This window comes from Paenibacillus sp. EKM10P, assembly GCF_011800655.1.
In the GTDB taxonomy this organism is placed as follows: Bacteria; Bacillota; Bacilli; order Paenibacillales; family Paenibacillaceae; genus Paenibacillus; species Paenibacillus polymyxa.
Window position 1 is genome coordinate 711814 of the sequence record NZ_JAALET010000002.1, and the last position, 19582, is coordinate 731395.

Annotated in this window: 14 protein-coding genes; 2 read left to right on the forward strand and 12 right to left on the reverse strand. The window is 43.0% G+C overall.

The features are described from left to right. Positions 1 to 62: 62 nt before the first annotated feature. The gene (locus HFE01_RS08735; protein ID WP_107733383.1) at positions 63 to 1805 is read right to left on the reverse strand and encodes a family 10 glycosylhydrolase; all 1743 of its coding nucleotides are present in this window, start codon (positions 1803 to 1805) and stop codon (positions 63 to 65) included. Positions 1806 to 1941: 136 nt separating this feature from the next. Continuing rightward, the gene (gene mntR, locus HFE01_RS08740; RefSeq protein WP_007430946.1) at positions 1942 to 2367 is read right to left on the reverse strand and encodes a transcriptional regulator MntR; all 426 of its coding nucleotides are present in this window, start codon (positions 2365 to 2367) and stop codon (positions 1942 to 1944) included. 252 nt (positions 2368 to 2619) lie between these two features. Between mntR and splB the strand changes: the two genes are divergently transcribed. Beyond that, positions 2620 to 3684, forward strand: a complete 1065-nt coding sequence (gene splB / locus HFE01_RS08745) for a spore photoproduct lyase (protein ID WP_017427491.1) — start codon at positions 2620 to 2622, stop codon at positions 3682 to 3684. Here splB and HFE01_RS08750 read toward each other — a convergent pair. From HFE01_RS08750 to adhE, 9 genes are all read right to left on the reverse strand, one after another. Next, a complete protein-coding gene (locus HFE01_RS08750; RefSeq protein WP_167438155.1) occupies positions 3677 to 4393 on the reverse strand; it encodes a cytochrome c biogenesis CcdA family protein in 717 nt (238 codons plus the stop codon). The genes splB and HFE01_RS08750 overlap by 8 nt on opposite strands. 168 nt (positions 4394 to 4561) lie before the next feature. Beyond that, positions 4562 to 6580 carry a methionine--tRNA ligase gene (gene metG / locus HFE01_RS08755; RefSeq protein WP_107733381.1) on the reverse strand — a complete coding sequence of 673 codons (2019 nt, stop codon included), beginning with the start codon at positions 6578 to 6580 and terminating at the stop codon, positions 4562 to 4564. Positions 6581 to 6992: 412 nt separating this feature from the next. After that, entirely contained in the window at positions 6993 to 7283 is a 291-nt protein-coding gene (gene yidD / locus HFE01_RS08760; RefSeq protein WP_045244441.1) for a membrane protein insertion efficiency factor YidD, read from the reverse strand. A 1-nt stretch (position 7284) separates the two neighbouring features. Further along, on the reverse strand, positions 7285 to 7776 hold the full coding sequence (locus HFE01_RS08765) for a Fur family transcriptional regulator (RefSeq protein WP_107733380.1): 492 nt from the start codon (positions 7774 to 7776) through the stop codon (positions 7285 to 7287). A gap of 255 nt (positions 7777 to 8031) precedes the next feature. Then, positions 8032 to 10251, reverse strand: coding sequence for a copper amine oxidase N-terminal domain-containing protein (locus HFE01_RS08770; protein WP_107733379.1), 2220 nt, complete (start codon positions 10249 to 10251; stop codon positions 8032 to 8034). A gap of 487 nt (positions 10252 to 10738) precedes the next feature. Then, on the reverse strand, positions 10739 to 11167 hold the full coding sequence (locus HFE01_RS08775; RefSeq protein WP_017427487.1) for a hypothetical protein: 429 nt from the start codon (positions 11165 to 11167) through the stop codon (positions 10739 to 10741). A 503-nt stretch (positions 11168 to 11670) separates the two neighbouring features. Then, a complete protein-coding gene (pflA, locus tag HFE01_RS08780; RefSeq protein WP_013371803.1) occupies positions 11671 to 12429 on the reverse strand; it encodes a pyruvate formate-lyase-activating protein in 759 nt (252 codons plus the stop codon). Between the two features lie 65 nt (positions 12430 to 12494). Beyond that, positions 12495 to 14756 (reverse strand): formate C-acetyltransferase, encoded by a 2262-nt coding sequence (pflB, locus tag HFE01_RS08785; RefSeq protein WP_016822312.1) that lies wholly within the window; start codon positions 14754 to 14756, stop codon positions 12495 to 12497. Positions 14757 to 15083: 327 nt separating this feature from the next. Continuing rightward, positions 15084 to 17696 (reverse strand): bifunctional acetaldehyde-CoA/alcohol dehydrogenase, encoded by a 2613-nt coding sequence (adhE, locus tag HFE01_RS08790; RefSeq protein WP_107733378.1) that lies wholly within the window; start codon positions 17694 to 17696, stop codon positions 15084 to 15086. Between the two features lie 259 nt (positions 17697 to 17955). On the opposite strand from adhE, the gene HFE01_RS08795 reads away from it, so the two are divergent. Continuing rightward, positions 17956 to 18672 (forward strand): Crp/Fnr family transcriptional regulator, encoded by a 717-nt coding sequence (locus HFE01_RS08795; protein ID WP_014599995.1) that lies wholly within the window; start codon positions 17956 to 17958, stop codon positions 18670 to 18672. A gap of 142 nt (positions 18673 to 18814) precedes the next feature. Here HFE01_RS08795 and HFE01_RS08800 read toward each other — a convergent pair whose 3' ends face one another. Further along, on the reverse strand, positions 18815 to 19582 hold the full coding sequence (locus tag HFE01_RS08800; RefSeq protein WP_019687919.1) for a dioxygenase family protein: 768 nt from the start codon (positions 19580 to 19582) through the stop codon (positions 18815 to 18817).

A 19582-nucleotide genomic window follows, 5' to 3' on the forward strand; every position in this document is an offset into this window, starting at 1 on the left:
CAGTTCTACTGCTTATGTATGAGAACGGAGGTCCATATAGAACCTAAATGATCCAATTTATATCATAATTGATAATAATTTTGAAGAAGTTGAATGAGTCCGTATGGATTTTTCCGCAAATGCTGTGCACTAAAATAAATATCCCCTTTGACCTGCTTATAATTCTCGTTCAGTTCAAGCTGCTTAATTAACTCTTGAGCGGATTGCCATCCTTTTTCAGGGGTGCCGATTTTATAAGGTGAATGGCCAATATACAGCTTAACATCTGAATTTTTGACCTCATTGGACCACCATGCGACAAGCTTGTCATATCCAGCCGCTGGGAAACCGATACTCCAGTAAATTTGTGGAGCTACATAATCAATCCATTCTTTGTTAATCCAGGTTCTTACATCTGCAAATGTCGTGTCATACGCAGTAACGCCTGCCTTGGTGTCTGAACCCGTTAAGTCCTGAGACTTGTTGCGCCACACGCCAAAAGGACTAATCCCGAATTGAACTTTCGACTTGCTGGCATGAATGCTTTTGCCCAAATCGCGAACAAAACTATTTACATTATCTCTCCGCCAGTCACCTTTGTTAGAGATTTTGTTGGCGTTATATGCTTTGAATGTCGCGTCATCATCAAAAGTCCCGCTGTAAGGATAAAAATAATCATCCAAATGGACACCGTCAATATCGTATCCGTTTACGACCTCCATAATCGCAGCAATGACATGCTGACGTGCAGCTGGAATTCCTGGATTGATGTACAACTGGCTACCATTCTTAACAATCCACTCCGGATGTTGATTAGCCACATGGTTTGCTGCCAAACCGCTAGTTGTTCCTGTAGAATTAGCACGGAACGGATTAAACCAGGCATGGAATTCCATCCCCCGCTTATGTGATTCACTAATCATAAATTTCAACGGATCATAGCCTGGATTTTTACCCTGGGTATTCGTTAAATACTTGCTCCATGGCACAAGATCAGACGGATAAAGCGCATCCCCGCTGGCACGAACCTGAACAAATACCGCGTTAATGCCCATACCCTGCAAATCATCGAGCATTTTTGTAAACTCCTGCTTTTGCTTCTCGGAACTGCTTCGTGCAGATGAAGAAGGCCAGTCTCCATTAATGGTGGAAATCCATGCTCCACGCATAGAGGTTGTAGCCTTCACCTGAGCCACATTTCCCTGTGAGGAACCTGAACCTTCCTCATTAGTAGAGGTTGACGGTGAGGTAACAGCGTCCTGTCCATCCTCCTTGGCTCCCTGATCGGTACTAACACTCTCCTGATTGCCAGATGCTGAGTTATTTGATGTTGAGCTGCTGTCTCCCACAGAAGTACTCCCAGCAGTAGAGGTACCTTCTTTACCACTGCTTAACGTAATGACCCGCTCTGAGGCTTGCCAGTCTACTTTTAACCCCAACTCTTCCCCAACAAAACGCAGTGGTACCATGACTCTCCCACTTGACATACGCGCAGATGCGTCCAATCGAACCGACTTGCCATTCACAGTAGCGCTTTGTGCACCATTATCCATAGATATATTTTTGTTCTGTGCTGTAATCGTTACCGTACCAGACGATGCCGACCAGTTGACCTGTGCGCCTAATCCCTCACTAATCACTCGCAAAGGAACCATCGTGACATTCGCGCCCTGTACAATGTACGGTGACGCATCACTTTGCAGGGACTGTCCGTCCAATATAATCTCAATCTCACCAGTTGATGCCGCTTGAACTCCAGGCACAATGGCAGTCTGTACTGCTAAGAGTAGACCCGCAGCCATGAGCCCTATTTTCTTCCGATTCATATCTTTATAATCCTCCGCTACCCCTGTTAATTTTAACCCCTATCTTGTCCTGCTATATAATGGATAGACGCTAATAACCAGATATTTGTTGCGGTCAGGAAAATAAAAAAAGCATTGTCCGTAAGGACAGATGCTTTTAGGAATCCCCACTCAATTCCTTGTGTATGTCATGAAGCTGGCGCAAGCGATCTTCATCTCGGCGGAAATATTCAACCAATGTCTCGATACGTGTGATGGAATCCCAGCTCAAATGGTGTTCAATACCTTCCACATCTTTATATATTAGGTCCTTGTCAACCCCAATCATATCCAGAAATTGCTCTAGTAACTGGTGGCGGTCAACCAACCGTTTGCCGACCTTTTTCCCTTTCGGTGTCAAAATCAGTCCCCGATACTTCTCATATACAAGATAATCGTCCTTATCCAACTTCTGAATCATCTTGGTGACGGACGAAGGATGCACCTCCAAACCCTCTGCGATATCCGAGACACGAGCATATCCCTTCTCATCGATCAGTTGGTAAATGCGCTCCAAATAATCTTCCATGCTTGGCGTTGGCACTTGTTTCCCTCTTTTCTGTTATTGAACGGGCGCTTACCGCCTTCATTTCCTGCATTAAACCTACTATGTAATGATACATGTTATCATCGCTCATTGGCAAGTCTCGTCCCTCCACTCACATCTATTGCCACGATTTGTTCAATTTAAGCAGGGTACACTAATGTTGTCGCCCCTGTATCGTTACTTTCTGCGGAGATGCTTTAGAGTTGGACACCAGAGCACAGAGGATTTATTTCGAAAGGAGCGTTAGCCATGTCTACGCTTGAGCGTACTCCTGTCCAAATCAGAGGAACCAAGCCATTCATGCCTGATCTGGTGTTTTTTGAACCAGACGCACTAAATTATCCCAAAGGCCAGCGTATTATGGATTGGGTCAAAGCCAAGGATATTCCGTATCGTATGACGACCTCTCACAACCGAATTACCAATTTACCAGGTGAAACTGAAGTTGAAAAATACCGAATGGCAAAAAAGACACTGGTTGTCGGCATCCGTAAAACATTAACTTTTGACCAATCCAAGCCCTCTGCCGAATATGCCATCCCTATTTCGACCGGTTGCATGGGGCACTGTCACTACTGTTATTTACAAACAACCTTAGGAGCAAAGCCGTATATTCGCATCTATGTCAATACTGACGATATCATATCAGCAGCTAAAGCCTATATCGAGGAGCGGGCGCCTGAAATTACTCGTTTTGAAGCAGCTTGTACCTCTGATCCGGTTGGTTTGGAGCATATCACTGGATCACTTGGAGACTTGATTCGTTTCATGGCAGATGAGGAATTTGGCCGACTTCGTTTTGTTACAAAATATCATCATGTTGATCCATTGCTGGATATTAAACATAATGGCCATACTCGCATCCGCTTTAGCATTAATTCCGATTATGTTATTAAACAGTTTGAACCTGCAACTTCGCGCTTTGAGGAACGTATTGAAGCAGCGGGCAAAATCGCACGGGCCGGTTATCCGCTGGGGTTCATCATCGCACCCATCATTTGGTATGACGGCTGGGAAGAAGGATACGGAGAGCTGCTGCGTAGATTGGGAGAAACCTTACCCCAGCATGCTACGAAGGATCTGACATTCGAATTAATTCAGCATCGCTTTACCAAAACATCCAAAGCTGTTATCGAGAAGCGTTACCCGAAAACCAAACTGGAAATGGACATAGAAAAACGTAAGAAAAAATGGGGCCGCTGGGGCCAGAATAAATATGTTTATCCCGATGAACAACAAAATGCACTACGGGAGTTTATCACAGAACGCATTTTTGAACATTTTCCTTTAAGTCGTATCGAATATTTCACATAACCAGGATCCAATCCGGGGTAATCCGTTGTAAAAAAAGCGTAACATCTGTCATATGATCCGTTACCAGCAGACCGCCAGTGATCACAAGCAGCATGCCACCTATTTGGATAAGGATGGAAGTATAACGGGACGATAACTTAACAGAGCCTGCCAGCAAAGCCAATACAAAAAACGGAATCGCAAAACCAAGTGCGTAGCCAGTAATCAGCTTGAACCAAATGTGATGCTCTACTGCCGCCAAAGCGATAATAGCTGTTAGCATAGGACCGATACAGGGTGACCAGCCTGCCGCAAACCCAATTCCGATTACAAAGGAACTGGCGTAACCGGCAGGCTTCCATGTCCAGCGCAGCTTATGCTCTCTCATTAGAAATAATGGACGCACGAAACCAAGAGATACCAGACCCATGAGTATAATAAGTAGTCCCGCTACGACTCTTAGCGTATCCCCATAATTGGCAAACCATTCTCCAAGCAACCCGACACTTGCCCCCAGTGAATAAAAAACAACCGAAAAGCCTAATACAAAAGCAAGCGTGTGTCCCATCGTACGATAGCGAACCTCTGCCCTGTGCCGTCCTTCAGCCAGTTCACGTGCCGACATTCCTGTTATATACGATAAATAGGATGGATATAGTGGCAAGCAGCACGGTGAAAAAAAAGAAACCAGTCCAGCAACGATGGCCAACCCGGCGTTGACATCTGACATCATCATTTCCTCCCACCTGTCTTAGTGAACACGCAGAGCAAATACAAGCCCTACCTACTAAAACATACGTATAGACAGAGAAAAATATGATGCAAGCCAAAAAGCGTATGCCTGGGAGAATAATATCCAAGCATACGCTTTTTACGTTCTTTTATTTTATATAGCCTCTTATTTTACAATCGCACCATTTGGCATACCATCCGGTACAGTGGCCAATGTAAGCTGATCCCCATGTGATGCTGCCAAAATCATACCCTGCGACAGCTCACCCCGAAGTTTTACTGGCTTAAGATTGGTCACACAGATCACCTTACGCCCAATGATATCCTCAGGTGTATAAAACTTCGCAATTCCTGATACCACTTGTCGCTGCTCATAACCAAGATCGAGCTGAAGCTTCAATAGTTTATCGGCCTTCTTCACAGGCTCACAGGCGACAACCTGAGCAACGCGCAGTTCTACCTTGCCAAAATCCTCAATGCCAATCTCTTCTTTCGGCTCTGGTGCTTCCTGGCTCGCCTCAGATGCATTCAGCGGTTGAGTTTGTGTGGCAGCTTCCTCCGGTTTCTTACCTCCAGTCATTGCTTCTACGATAAAAGCAACCTCTTGCTCAGAGTCCAGACGAGGGAAGATCGGATTACCTTTTACCAACTGCGTTCCTTCTGGAATACGTCCAAATTGCTTGCCGCTATCCCATGTAGTCAGCTCCCCTTGACGAATACCGAGTTGTTCCCAAATTTGATGAGGTGCACGCGTCAAGAAAGGCTGAAGTAAAATGGAAGCAATACGTAAGCTTTCTACCAAATGCACCATAACAGATGCCAATTCGCGACGTTTTGCCTCATCCTTAGCCAGATTCCAAGGTTGCGTCTCGTCAATATACTTGTTGCTACGGCTAATAAATTGGCTAATCGCCGTTAAAGCCACGGAAAATTCCATGTTTTCCATAGCTTCTTCAACTTTACTATAAGTCGATGTTGTCATATCTACCAAAGCTGCGTCGAATGAGGTTACATTGGCTTCATAAGCGGGAACTTTGCCGTCAAAATATTTGTCTACCATCGCTACCGTACGATTCAACAAGTTGCCCAGATCATTGGCTAAATCCGAATTTACACGATCTACAAAACTTTCAGGTGTGAATGTTCCATCCGCTCCAAATGGCACCTCGCGCAGCAAGTAGTATCGAAGTTGATCCAGACCATAACGGTCAATCAACGTTACCGGGTCTACCACATTGCCTTTAGATTTCGACATTTTGCCATCTTTCATGAGTAACCAACCATGTGCAAATACTTTTTTAGGCAACGGAAGGTCCAGTGCCATCAGCATGATTGGCCAATATATCGTGTGGAATCGTACAATCTCTTTACCTACGATATGCACATTTGCTGGCCAAAATTTATCGTACAGCTCAGTATTAGAAGAGCCATACCCCAAGGCAGTGATGTAGTTGGAAAGTGCGTCAATCCACACGTATACGACATGCTTCGGGTCCCCTTTGACCTTAACACCCCAGTCAAAAGTTGTACGGGAAACAGCCAGATCCTCTAACCCCGGCTTGATGAAGTTGTTAATCATTTCTTTTTTCCGGGATTCCGGTTGGATAAACTGCGGGTTCTCTTCATAAAATTGCAGCAACCGATCAGCATACTTGCTCATGCGGAAAAAGTAACTCTCTTCCTTGACCAGTTCTACAGGGTGTCCACTATCCGGGCTCTTACCTCCAGTTACATTACCTTCAGCGTCCTTCACGACGTCAACGAGTTGAGTTTCTGTGTAGTAAGTCTCGTCAGGAATGCTGTACCAACCTTCGTATTCTCCCTTATAAATATCGCCTTGTTTTAATAAACGATCAAAGATTTCCTGTACGACAGCCTTATGACGTTCCTCCGTAGTACGGATAAAATCGTCATTGGAAATGTCGAGCTTCCGCCACAGGTCTTGAATACCTGCCACAATGTCATCTACGAAACGTTGCGGCGTTTTGCCAGCTGCACTTGCCTTTTGCTCAATCTTCTGGCCATGCTCATCCGTTCCTGTCAAATAACGAACCTCATAGCCCCGTAGCCTCTTGTAACGAGCCATCGCATCACCCGCTACCGTCGTGTAGGCATGTCCTATATGGAGCTTGTCACTGGGATAATAGATCGGTGTTGTAATGTAAAATGTGTTCTCACTAGACATGTATATTCCTCCTGTTTTGTTCACGACAGCAAAAGATTTGCTATCATGATAGGTACTCCAATTCATGAATTCGACACAAATTGGGCACAAAAAAGACCCTCGTCCCTATGGGACGAGAGTCACCTCACGCGTTACCACCCAAATTCCCTGTACCCTCGCAGAATACAGGCTTCACCGGTCACATCTGACCGCCCATTAACGCTGGATCACGCCTCCTCCTTACGATTGCCTCCTGAACATAGCTTCACTGTGGCAAATACGCTCGAAAAAGGTTCCTCCAGGACCATATTCAGGCTTCACTCCAGACCGGTTTTCAGCTAACTCCGGCTCTCTGTACTGGACGACTTACCTTACTCATCCCTTCACAGGAAAACAATATTAACCAAAATATAACCAAATCGGCATGGCGCTGTCAAGTCAGACCCTTCTCAGTATGGGTAGCCAAACGATCTTTGTCAGACTGATCTAACCCCTTTTTTGCAGGAGGGACCAAATCTACACCGCCGGGATGAAATGGATGGCATTTAGCTATACGCTTTGCAGCTAGCCATGAGCCTCTGAGCGCACCATGCACTTCTACCGCTTCCAGCGCATACGCCGAACACGTCGGATAGAACCTGCAGGTAGCCGGCTTTAATGGTGAAATGTAAGCACGATAAAACTGAATCGGAGCCTGTACCACTCTGCGTGTGGTGATTTTCATTTCAGTAGCCCCCGTGGCTGTGAATGTGACTGCTCGTCTGTTTGAAACCCCCATCCGAATTACTCTCAGTATGCCCATTCTTCTGCTGACAGTCTTTGCAATAACCAAAAATTTCAAACTTATGCTCGACGATTTGGAATTGATCTGTTGTATCTGTCATTTGCATTGGACAAAAAGAAATCGGCAATGTTTTCTGACAGCTCAAGCAAATCATATGGTGGTGGTGATGATGTTCATTACAGCTCACCTTGAACTTCATCCCATCCTCAAAAGATACCTGCTCCAGTACACCCAATTCCTGCATTACACGCAGATTGCGATATACTGTATCAAAGCTAAGTCCGCTGTACTTCTTACCCATATATTCATAAACGTCTTTAGGGGACAGATACCCTTCATTCTCGGAAAATAACGTGGCCAACGTCTTGCGTTGATCTGTAATACGCAGCCCCTGAGCGGACATCGTTGCGATAATCTCATCCTTTGTCAGCATGCGTTTCACCCTCCCCTGTCTATAGTTTCAGGTTTTCTGATGCAGGCTTAGGCTTGCATCTATTCATTATACCACGATTAAAGTCAATATTATAAGAGATATTCACGCTACTCATAAGAAAAAGACGTTCTCCAGTGCTGCAACCAAGTTCGCAACGGGAGAACGCCTATATCCTGCAAGTGACATCGACTTTTAAAACGGTGAATGATGAGACTCAAGTGGTCTATACCGGTAAACAGCACCGATTATTTAAAATTAGTTTTTAATAGCTGGTAAAGGCATAACTACTACGGAAACCGGCAGATTACTACCAGCAGCTGCAGTGAAATACATCTCTACACTTTCATCAATATGACCTGTACGATACAGTACACTCATTTCATTCGGAGCCCATACAGCACCATTTGTCGGTATGCCCACAACCTGATTGTTCACCATCGCATAGCCGGAATATTCGCCTCCACGCGGGTTGAACGCAATCAGTGAATACGGCGCTACATGGTCCAACTTAACCTTATATACAACACCAAAGTTACCAGCATTGGAAGCAGAGGAGCCGTCCAGACCGTCGGTACCAATCAGGTTCGGGTCTACCTTATTATCACCAAGAACGATACGTTGAGCTGTTTTACCAACTTCTTCGGTAAAATTGAGCGAGATATCCGAATTCGCGTATGTTCCACGGTTATGAATACCGTCCTTAGGCAGTTTTGCCAGTGTAGGCAGTACAGTCATTGGATCTGCATTTGCATCCACCATAATGACCGTATATTGGATTGGCTGATCCGTGTATAGATCGGACAAGAGAGAAATGACTTGTTTTTGTTTCATTTTTTTCTCATTCAAATCCTGCAAAATAATACGGCTTTCGCCTGGATTCAGAACCGTACTAGAACGTTTGCTTCCATCTATCATAGACTGAAAATATTTTTGAATTGAAACTTTTCCCGCAGCTGTAGCAAATTCAGATGGTCCAGCAAAACCTGAATTTTCGACATTAATATTGGTAGGCGTGATATTGTTGTTGGTCGCAATCACATACATCTTTACATCTCTACCCGTTTCATTCACATGATGGACAAGAATACGGGTACTGCCTGATCCGGTTTCCTGATATACGATACCATCCTGGAACACACGTTCCGGGCTGTTGGCACGAATCAGAAGACGTGGCGAAGATGTACTAGTCAAAGGAATGGTAGGCATTGTAGGCACCTGACTGCCATCTACACTGTATTTATCGCCATATGGCGTGAAAATTTTATTGAAATCATCTTCGTTGTACAGCAGTTCATTCGTAATTTTAATTGTTTCACTTTTGGTACCTGTTGCGCCATGCTTATCAGTCACGGTCAGTGTAATGGTTACATCACCTGGCTGGAAGAAGGCAAGTTTCTTGTTCTCCCAATCACGCTTAGTGATCGCATTCTCATCGTCAGTACTCAGGTCGGTAATGGTAATTTTTTCACCCATCTTGTACTCTTTTTTATCCGTTGTAAACAGAGCTACCGGCGGCTGGTTTGGCGGTCTTACTGTAATTGTTACTGAGTAAGGATCACTCCAGTTCCCAGCAGAGTCAAGAACGGAATAGGTAACTACATATGTACCCGGCTCCTGAAATACGTCCTGCTTACCTTCCCAACGTTGGTTCACAATCGGAAGACCTGTAGGAGAAGATTCCTTGGTCAAATACGTAACTTGAGTTTCACCCGCATAGATATCTTTTTGTTGAACCGTGAAAGAAGCTTTTGGCTTCTGATTCAAATCCATGATAACTTGTTTAGTTGTATTATTCACAGTATAAGGAATATTTAAGGCCTGCGTAATCGAGGTCAACGGTACCATAAATACGTTCTTTTGTTGGAAAGCCGGTCCCTTCATTTGTCTAGCTTCACCGTTAACCGTATAAACTTTGCTGTCTGTTTTGAAGCGTAGGACATTTGTTCCTTGGGTGATTACGGTTTCTTTGGTGGCAGTGTCATAACTAAACTGCAATCCGACACGGCTGACAAGAGAACGGATAGCTACATAGGAAACTCCGTCTTTGACTGTCATCGGCTGAGTTGCCGTATATACCTGTCCGTTTTGTTCCATTTTAGCACTGTTCAAATACAAAATCAGTTGATTCGCATTCATGGATGTTGGAGCTCCACCAGGATTGGTGATCGTTCCGTCTCCACCGTATACATCATTGGTTACGTTCGATCCGTTAGTGGTATCTGTAGGCAGCCCAGTCAATGGATCATTGGATACACCCGTGTTATCAGGTGTTACCGTATTAGCTGGTGTGCTTGTTCCATTTTGATCTCCGATACTATTCTGAACGCCGGAATCAGCAACATTGGTCGTCTGCTGGGCGCTAACCGAATCGGTGGATTGAACGCTTGTTGATGCTGCTTCTGCTCCTACAGGGGCTACTACAGCCACCTGAGCTACCGCCAAGGCGGTGAGCATGGTCCATTTCTTGAAATTCATTGTCTGTCTCCTTCTATCCCCAAATTATTATCATTCCCGTGAAAAGTCATACTATTAGACGCGACAGTTGTCAAAAAGTTTCTGGAAATTTTGACGATCATGAAAAAAAGGTAACTTTCTCCTGTGACTGCAATAAACGAAAAGAATTATCCCTTAATACATTAAAAATCTACTAAATAAATAGGCTATTAGATTTAAAGATTTGGCTTCCGATCTTGCTAATTTATTTCGTCATAAAAAGTCCTCTATTGGAATAATCTCTTTTTATTAAGCTAATTTTTGTTCATAGGTGCTTTATTTAAAACTCTCATCTTATCAACTTGTAACTATAGAGTATGGCATTTATGAATGACTGGAATATGAAAATTAACCATAAACAAAGTGAAACAATTACTTTATCGTTAGGTAGTAGTCCTCTCTTTGTGAAAAGAAAAGGTGCCCCAAGTCATCAAATCGACTTTGGGCACCCAATAAAAATGGTCATTAATCAAGGCCAAGTTAGAGAATAAGTTCCGTTATTATTATAAGTTTGAACACGAACTGTATGATAACCATATAAACCACTTACATGAAAACTAGATCCTTCACTAGGATTTCTATCACGCTGGTAGACATGTCTACCGTTACTATCATAAATATCAATACTATACAAATCTGAACTACTTGAGGCCGTATAAATCTGTACATCCAAAGACCCATTTAAATAAATAGATGCAGAAGTTTGACCCAGTTGATATGACCTTGATCCTTGAGGTGTAACTACACTTTCATTTGTTAATGTTTGTTCAATAACCGATTGTGAACTCGTGTTTGAGTTCATATTTTCTTTAGCATAGGTTAGTTGAGTAGGTACAAAACTTAAAGATAAAGTGAGAGCTGAGAGAGCAGTTAAACCTAGCAGCTTAGATTTTACCATGTTTCTTGTCTCCTTTTCTTTTATTATAATTTACAAATTCATAGTACAATAATTAGGTGAAAAAGTAAACATTTTTTTCCTTATTATTATATATATTGTTGTTTTATAATAAAAAATTCATAAAATATTGAAAATTTCAATAAAACAAGACTATTATGATTCTCTTCAGTTTCAGTAGCATAAATTTTATATTTATTTACTGTATATACTTCGACCGAAAGTTCGTGCTGTGAAATCTAAGTACATATTTTAGTAAATTTTCATTGTATCTATCAATGTTAATCAGGTACTGAAAATTACCTTTAAATACAAGAACTTAGATAACAATGAAACGTTTTTCTGAAAACTAAGAAGTGAGCAGAGCAAGAACAAGCCGATTCAAGTCGCAGCCTAAAAAAGTTTTTTTATCTTAAATATTTCAAGACAAATTAAAACAGCGTGCACCGTTTAATACTGGTGCACGCTGTATACTCATTTTTTGCTTTGCAAAACTTACTACAACATTATGATGGACGGCAAGCAGTATTCGTTCCTGCAGTCTCCAGACGACCCTCTTCAATGAGCCGGTAAGCACGTTGAACTTCTTCATCTGTAGGAGATGGAACTCCCTCCAGCGGATACGCCTTGCCGAGCATTTCCCATTTGTAAACACCCATTTGATGGTAAGGTAAAATTTCGAATTTCTCGACTCCGTTCAACGTTCCAATGAACCGTCCCAAATTGAGTAGATCTTGCTCGTCGTCATGGATACCCGGTACAAATACGTGTCTAATCCACATTTTGCGCCCTTGCTCAGACAACCAGCGGGCCGTACTTAGCATACGATCGTTGGATTTGCCTGTAAGCTTAATATGCTTGTCGTTATCAATGTGCTTAATATCTAGTAGTACCAAATCCGTTACGTCCAGTAGATCATGGATACGACCTGCATCATTAAAGCCGTTACTGTCCAATGTCGTGTGCAAATTCCAGCGACGTTTCACTTCTTTAAACAGCTCTGCTACAAAATGAGCTTGTAATGTCGGTTCTCCACCGGAAACTGTTAATCCGCCTCCCGAAGAACGGTAATAGGCTAAATATGGTTCAATCTCAGCCAATACTTCTTCTAACGTCATCGGATTACCTTCATTTAAGGCCCAAGTGTCCGGATTATGGCAATATTGACATTTCAACAAGCATCCTTGCATAAAGAGCACGAAGCGGATGCCGGGACCATCTACGGTCCCGAAGGTTTCCAATGAGTGTATGTGACCTTTCAACATGTTGCATCATCCTTCCCGCATCCGCTATGCGTGCGTCAGTGTATTATTTGATACGTAAAACTTATTTACATTGTACCGTGGAAAGTACGGTTAATAACATCCAATTGTTGCTCACGAGTCAGCTTGATAAAGTTAACGGCATAACCGGAAACACGAATCGTAAGTTGTGGATAGTTTTCTGGGTGTTCCATTGCATCCAACAGTTGTTCACGAGCAAACACATTGACATTCAGATGATGTGCGTGGCTTCCAAAGTAGCCATCCATCATCGAAACAAGGTTTGTTTTGCGTGTTTCTTCTTCTTTACCCAGTGCTTTAGGCACGATGGAGAAGGTATTCGAGATACCATCTAAGCTGTGTTCATAAGGCAATTTGGCTACGGAACTCAGAGATGCCAGAGCACCTTTTTTATCACGACCATGCATTGGGTTCGCACCTGGTGCGAACGGTTCGCCTGCTTTACGTCCATCAGGTGTTGTACCTGTTTTCTTACCGTATACCACGTTGGAAGTAATGGTCAGTACAGATTGAGTAGGAACCGCATTACGATAAGCTTTATGTTTGCGGATCATGCTCATGAAGCTTTCTACCAGTTCTACAGCGATAGTATCTACGCGGTCATCATTGTTACCGTAGCAAGGATATTCGCCTTCGATTTCAAAATCAACAGCAATTCCTTTTTCGTTGCGAATTGGTTTAACTTTTGCATATTTAATGGCGCTCAAGGAGTCGGTAGCAACTGACAGACCCGCAATACCACAAGCCATGGTACGAAGAATATCACGGTCATGCAACGCCATTTCAATGCGTTCGTAGCTATATTTATCATGCATATAGTGAATAACATTCAAAGTGTTCATGTACAGTTTTGCCAGCCATTCCATCATAGGTTTGAAACGGCTCAACACTTCTTCGTAATCCAGCACTTCACTTGTAATGGCTGGGAACTCAGGTCCTACTTGAACGCCGGATTTTTCATCCTTACCGCCGTTAATGGCATACAGTAGAGCTTTTGCCAAGTTGGCACGAGCGCCAAAGAATTGCATTTGTTTACCGATTCTCATAGCGGATACACAACAAGCAATACCATAATCATCGCCGTAGATTGGACGCATCAAATCGTCATTTTCATATTGAATGGAGCTAGTTTCAATAGAAACTTTTGCACAATATTTTTTAAAGCCCTCAGGCAGTTTTTCTGACCACAGTACAGTCAAGTTAGGTTCTGGAGCAGGTCCTAAGTTGTACAGTGTGTGTAAGAAGCGGAAGCTGTTTTTGGTAACACGAGTTTCTCCAGTGACAGACATACCACCAATGGATTCTGTTACCCAAGTTGGGTCACCACTGAACAGTTCGTTGTAGTCAGGTGTACGCAGGAACTTAACAATACGCAGTTTCATAACAAAATGATCGACCAGTTCCTGAGCTTGTTCTTCGTTCATCGCACCTTCCTCAAGATCACGTTGAGTATAAATATCAAGGAATGAAGATACACGTCCCAAGGACATTGCTGCACCATTTTGTTCTTTAATCGCTGCAAGATATCCAAAATATACCCATTGGAAAGCTTCTTTTGCATTGTTAGCTGGTTTAGAAATATCAAAACCGTGCTCAGCAGCCATTTGTTTCAATTCATTCAAAGCACGAATTTGTTCAGAAATTTCTTCACGCAGACGGATTACGTCTTCTTCCATGGAATCAACTTCAAGGCTTTTCAATTGAAGTTTTTTATCTTGGATCAAGAAGTCTGCACCATACAGAGCTACGCGACGATAGTCACCGATTATACGACCACGACCGTATGCATCTGGCAGACCAGTAATGATGCCAGCTTTACGAGCTGCTCTCATTTCATCTGTATAAGCGTCAAATACACCTTGGTTGTGTGTTTTACGAATATGAGTGAAAATGTCAACAATGCTTTGTGGCACTTCAAAACCATAGGCTTTACAAGCATCGATCATCATCCGAATTCCACCAAACGGCTGCAAAGAACGTTTGAATGGAGCATCTGTTTGTACGCCGACAACTTGTTCTTTGTCCTTGTCCAAATAGCCTGGTTTATGTGAAATAATGGTGGATGGCGTATTTACGTCTACATCAAGAACGCCGCCGTTTGCCAACTCTTTTTTAGTAAGATCAGATACAATTTCCCACAATGCAGTTGTATTGGCGGTAGGACCAACCAAAAATTCTTCATTGCCCACATAAGGTGAGATATTTGTTTCAATAAAATCGTTGACGTTAACTTCTTTAGTCCATTTTCCTTTTTTAAAACCTCTCCAGCCAGATTGTTGCTCTTGTAATTCTCTCTCAATCACCGACATGTAAATCCCTCCAAATTGTTTGGTCTTCCGGACTTGTGATTTTTTTCACGTTTAAACTATTTCTTGAGCCCGGCCTTTTCACCGATGCCTTACGCTCAGTGTCGGGACCTTTCTTACACTCTTATTGTAGAATAATGATAGAGTGTAGTATGTGACAAAAATCACAATATGAGTGATTTTTGTCACTTTATTTTCCCTAGCTTCACGCATATACCTCTAGCCTTGCCGTTCACCTCCCTTCCCAAACCAAGAGGCTCTCTATATAGAGAGCCTGCATTGGTATTGTATAGGAAAATGCTTAGTTACAAGCCTCTTCATACTATTATATTATTGATCAAAGCGTCCGTAGAAGGCATTACGGTATACATCAGCCAATTCAGTAACCAGCGGCAGCTTTGGATTTGCAGTTGTACATTGATCCTCAAAAGCGCGGTCAGCCAAATAATCTACACGTGATTCAAAGTCTTTTGGATCGAAACCAAGTTGTTGGAACGATTCCTCGATACCGAGTGTTTTGTTCAACTTACGGATCGCGTCAATTAAGCTGTTAACCCCTTCTTCAGTGGTACGTGCAGGCAGTCCCAGTATGCGTGCGATTTCTGCATAGCGCTCATCTGCAACAAAGTGCGAATATTTAGGGAACGATGCAAATTTTGTCGGTTTTTTCGCATTGTAGCGAATAACGTGCGGCAGCAAGATAGCATTCGTGCGGCCATGCGCTGTATGGTATTGTCCGCCCCATTTATGTGCGAGACTATGGTTAATCCCCAAGAATGCATTAGCAAACGCCATACCTGCAAGTGTAGAAGCATTATGCATTTTTTCGCGAGCCAGCTTATCAGCAGTCAGAGCCGATTGCTCCAGGTATTGGAATACCAGTTGAATAGCTTTAATTGCCAGACCATCTGTATAATCATTGGCCATTACAGACACATAAGCCTCGATAGCATGGGTCAGAACGTCCATACCTGTATCGGCTACAGCAGTTTTAGGCAGCGAATATACAAACACAGGGTCAATAATTGCCACATCAGGAGTCAACTCATAGTCAGCCAGCGGGTACTTCGTGTTGCCCAGGTTTTTGTCCGTAATAACTGCAAACGATGTAACTTCCGAACCTGTACCCGAAGTTGTAGGGATAGCCACAAATTGTGCTTTTTGACCCAGACGTGGGTACTTGTAAATCCGTTTACGGATATCCATGAATTTTTGTTTCAAGTTATTGAAATCAGTATCCGGATATTCATAGAACATCCACATGCCTTTAGCAGCATCCATTGGCGAACCGCCGCCGAGTGCGATGATGCAATCCGGTTGGAAACGTCTCATCATTTCAGTACCGCGCTCTACCGTAACTGTCGATGGATCTGGCTCTACTTCGGAGAACACTTCAATAGCAACCGGTGTTTGACGCTGGTGCAAATAATGGATGACACGGTCCACATATCCGAGTTTCACCATCATAGGGTCAGTGATAATGGCTACACGTGTGATATCAGGCATTTTAGCAAGATACTGTGTCGAATTTTTTTCAAAATAGATTTTGGAAGGTACTTTGAACCATTGCATATTCACCGTCCGTTTCGCCACCCTTTTCACATTAATCAAGTTAACTGCAGATACGTTCGACGAAGTCGAGTTACGACCGTACGAACCGCAACCAAGTGTCAACGAAGGAAGGTTGGTGTTGTAAATATCACCGATTGCGCCATGTGTGGAAGGTGCATTTACAATGATACGTCCTGTTTGCAAACGGTCTGCGAAGCGAGCAATAACATCCTCATCTTGCGAATGGATAGCTGACGAGTGACCCATACCGCCGAACTCTACGACTTCAGCAGCACGTTGGATACCTTGCTCTGCATTTTTTACTTTGTAGCAAGCCAATACCGGACTCAATTTTTCCGCAGATAATGGGAATTTGGTTCCTACTCCTTCAATTTCAGCGACCAAAATTTTGGTTCCTGCCGGTACTGTAATACCGCTCATTTCAGCGATTTTTACAGCAGACTGGCCGACAATGGCCGGGTTCACTGCACATTTTTCTACATTCATAGCTCCTTGAGTGAGCTTAGCTGCCTCTTCTTTATTTACAAAGTAGCAACCATTAGCAATCATCAATTTCTTCACTTGCTCGAAGATAGGCTCTTCAATAATTACAGCTTGTTCCGAAGCACAAATCATACCGTTATCAAAAGATTTAGAAAGGATAAGGTCGTTCACGGCCTGTTTGATATCGGCTGTTTTCTCAATAAAGCAAGGTACGTTACCAGGACCTACGCCAAGTGCAGGTTTACCACAGCTATAAGCTGCCTTAACCATGCCTGATCCACCAGTTGCCAAAATCAACGCTACATCAGAGTGGTTCATCAGTACATTTGTTTTATCCATCGAAGGTGCTTCAATCCATTGAATACAATCCGCTGGAGCACCATGTTTAACAGCTGCTTCAAGCAAGACGCGGGCTGCTTCCGCACTACACGATTGAGCAGATGGATGGAAGCCGAAAATGATTGGGTTACGTGTTTTAATGGCAATTAACGCTTTGAACATCGTAGTCGAAGTTGGGTTTGTTACTGGAGTAATCCCCATGATAATACCGACTGGTTCAGCTATCTTTTGAAAACTATCAAAGTCATTGTCTTCAATGACACCGACGGTTTTCTCATTTTTGATGCTATGGTAGACATATTCTGTTGCAAACATGTTTTTGGTGATTTTGTCCTCGTACACACCGCGTCCTGTTTCTTCAACAGCCAACTTCGCGAGGTGCATGTGCTTATCCATCCCTGCGAGTGCCATAGCTTGTACGATTTCGTCCATCTGCTCCTGATTCATACTCATGAAAGCTTGCTGTGCCCGGTTCGCCCGGTCAATCAGCGTTTGAATATACTGCTCTGCGCTTTGCTCTTTTTGGATAACCTCGTTTTTAACAGCCATTTCCCTCATCCTCCTGTTATCTCGTGTACTATCTCTTGTTCACGCACTGATCGTAACACAGCTTTCTAAGATATTTTGTGATTTTTTTCACAATCTATTTAAAATTTTATTTTATGAAGTGAATTAAATCACAAAGTTTGGAATTCTGCCACTTTTACCCCCTCATCTTGCCCCAAAAACGCATTGCACAGGTATATAATGAATTTGAATTGATCAAGTTGCAGATAAAATAACATAGGATACAAAGGGGAAATGGACGATGAGAAACCCTACAAATGTAATGGAAGCCCGCGGCAACACCTGTTGCTTCTCGGAGGCCAGCTTCAACCGGCTGCAAGTGATGATGAAAGATCGAGTTATGCCAGAAAGTTCGCATCTGTTCTGGGAAGGAGATACAGCGGATAAGCTGTTTTATATTAAGCGCGGACGCGTAAAAGTGACCAAAACTACGGATGAGGGTAAGGAACTTATTCTATATATGTATCAAAGCGGCGATCTTGTTGGTCAAGCTGATCCTTTCTTCGGCACTAAGCATTCCTTTTCTGCTGAGGTTCTGGAGGACAGTGATATTGGCGTAATCGATCATACAGATTTGGAGTTGCTTATTTGTCAGCATTGTGATTTTGCGATTGACTTTATGAAATGGATGGGATCGCATCACCGCATTACCCAGACCAAGTTCCGCGATTTGATGATGTACGGCAAGCCTGGCGCTCTATGTTCCACACTCATCCGACTATGCAACACCTATGGTGAGCCTCACGGCGACTATATTCTGATTCATAAAAAGATTACTCATACTGACTTATCAAATATGATCGGTGCTACCCGGGAAAGTGTAAATCGGATGCTCAGTGATCTGCGTAAGAAAAATGCAGTCGAATACGATAATGGTATGATTGTTGTCAAGGATTTGGAAATGCTGCAAGGTGTATGTCATTGTGAATTGTGCCCACGTGAGATTTGCCGGATATAATAAATTTTTTTAATGTAAAAGGGAGTGCTGTAAGCCATTATTAGCTTATAACACTCCCTAATTTTATTCCACTCCCCATTTTTTAGAGAACGGACGGGACAGTAACAAAGCACATAACTCGACCTTCTTCTGCCTACCCACTTTAAAACTGCAAACATAGATAACTTAAATTTCCCATCTCATAGCTTCTATGGATGACCTTAGCTTTGTTTGCAGGGTCGCCACTACCCATTGCAATAAACAACGGTACAAAGTGTTCTGCTCTAGGTACAGCCTGACGAGCATACGGCGCTTCGCTTTCATAGTGATCTAAAGCTTCTATATCTCCGCTTTGCACTTTTTCGATAATCCAGTCATCAAAATCAATTGCCCAACGTTCCGTTTTCGTTTCTCCCCATTTGACAATACGCAGATTATGGACAGTCACGCCACTGCCAATGACCAGAATATCTTGTTCTCCCAACTCACGCAGCACTTCACCAATGGCAAATTGTGCTTTGGGCGAGAGGTACGGATTTACGGAAATCTGAACTACCGGAATGTCTGCCTCAGGATACATACGATGCAACAATGTCCAGGAACCATGATCCAGTCCTCTCACATGATCAGTTTGTACCTCGATGCCGTTTTGTTCATATAACTTTTTCAACTTATTAGCTAGTTCAACAGAACCATGTGCTGGATATTTCACTTCGTACAGTTCCGGTGGGAAACCTCCAAAATCATAAATTGTATCGTATATGTCATCCATTGAACTAATCGTTAACATTTGTGTCTCCCAGTGAGCTGTAAAGATAACAATCGCCTTAGGATGAATGCTTTTCCCCAACTGATCTAAAAATGCAGTATAGTCCGTCTGTTCAATAGCAAGCATAGGTGATCCGTGTGCTAAAAATAAAGATGGTATCAT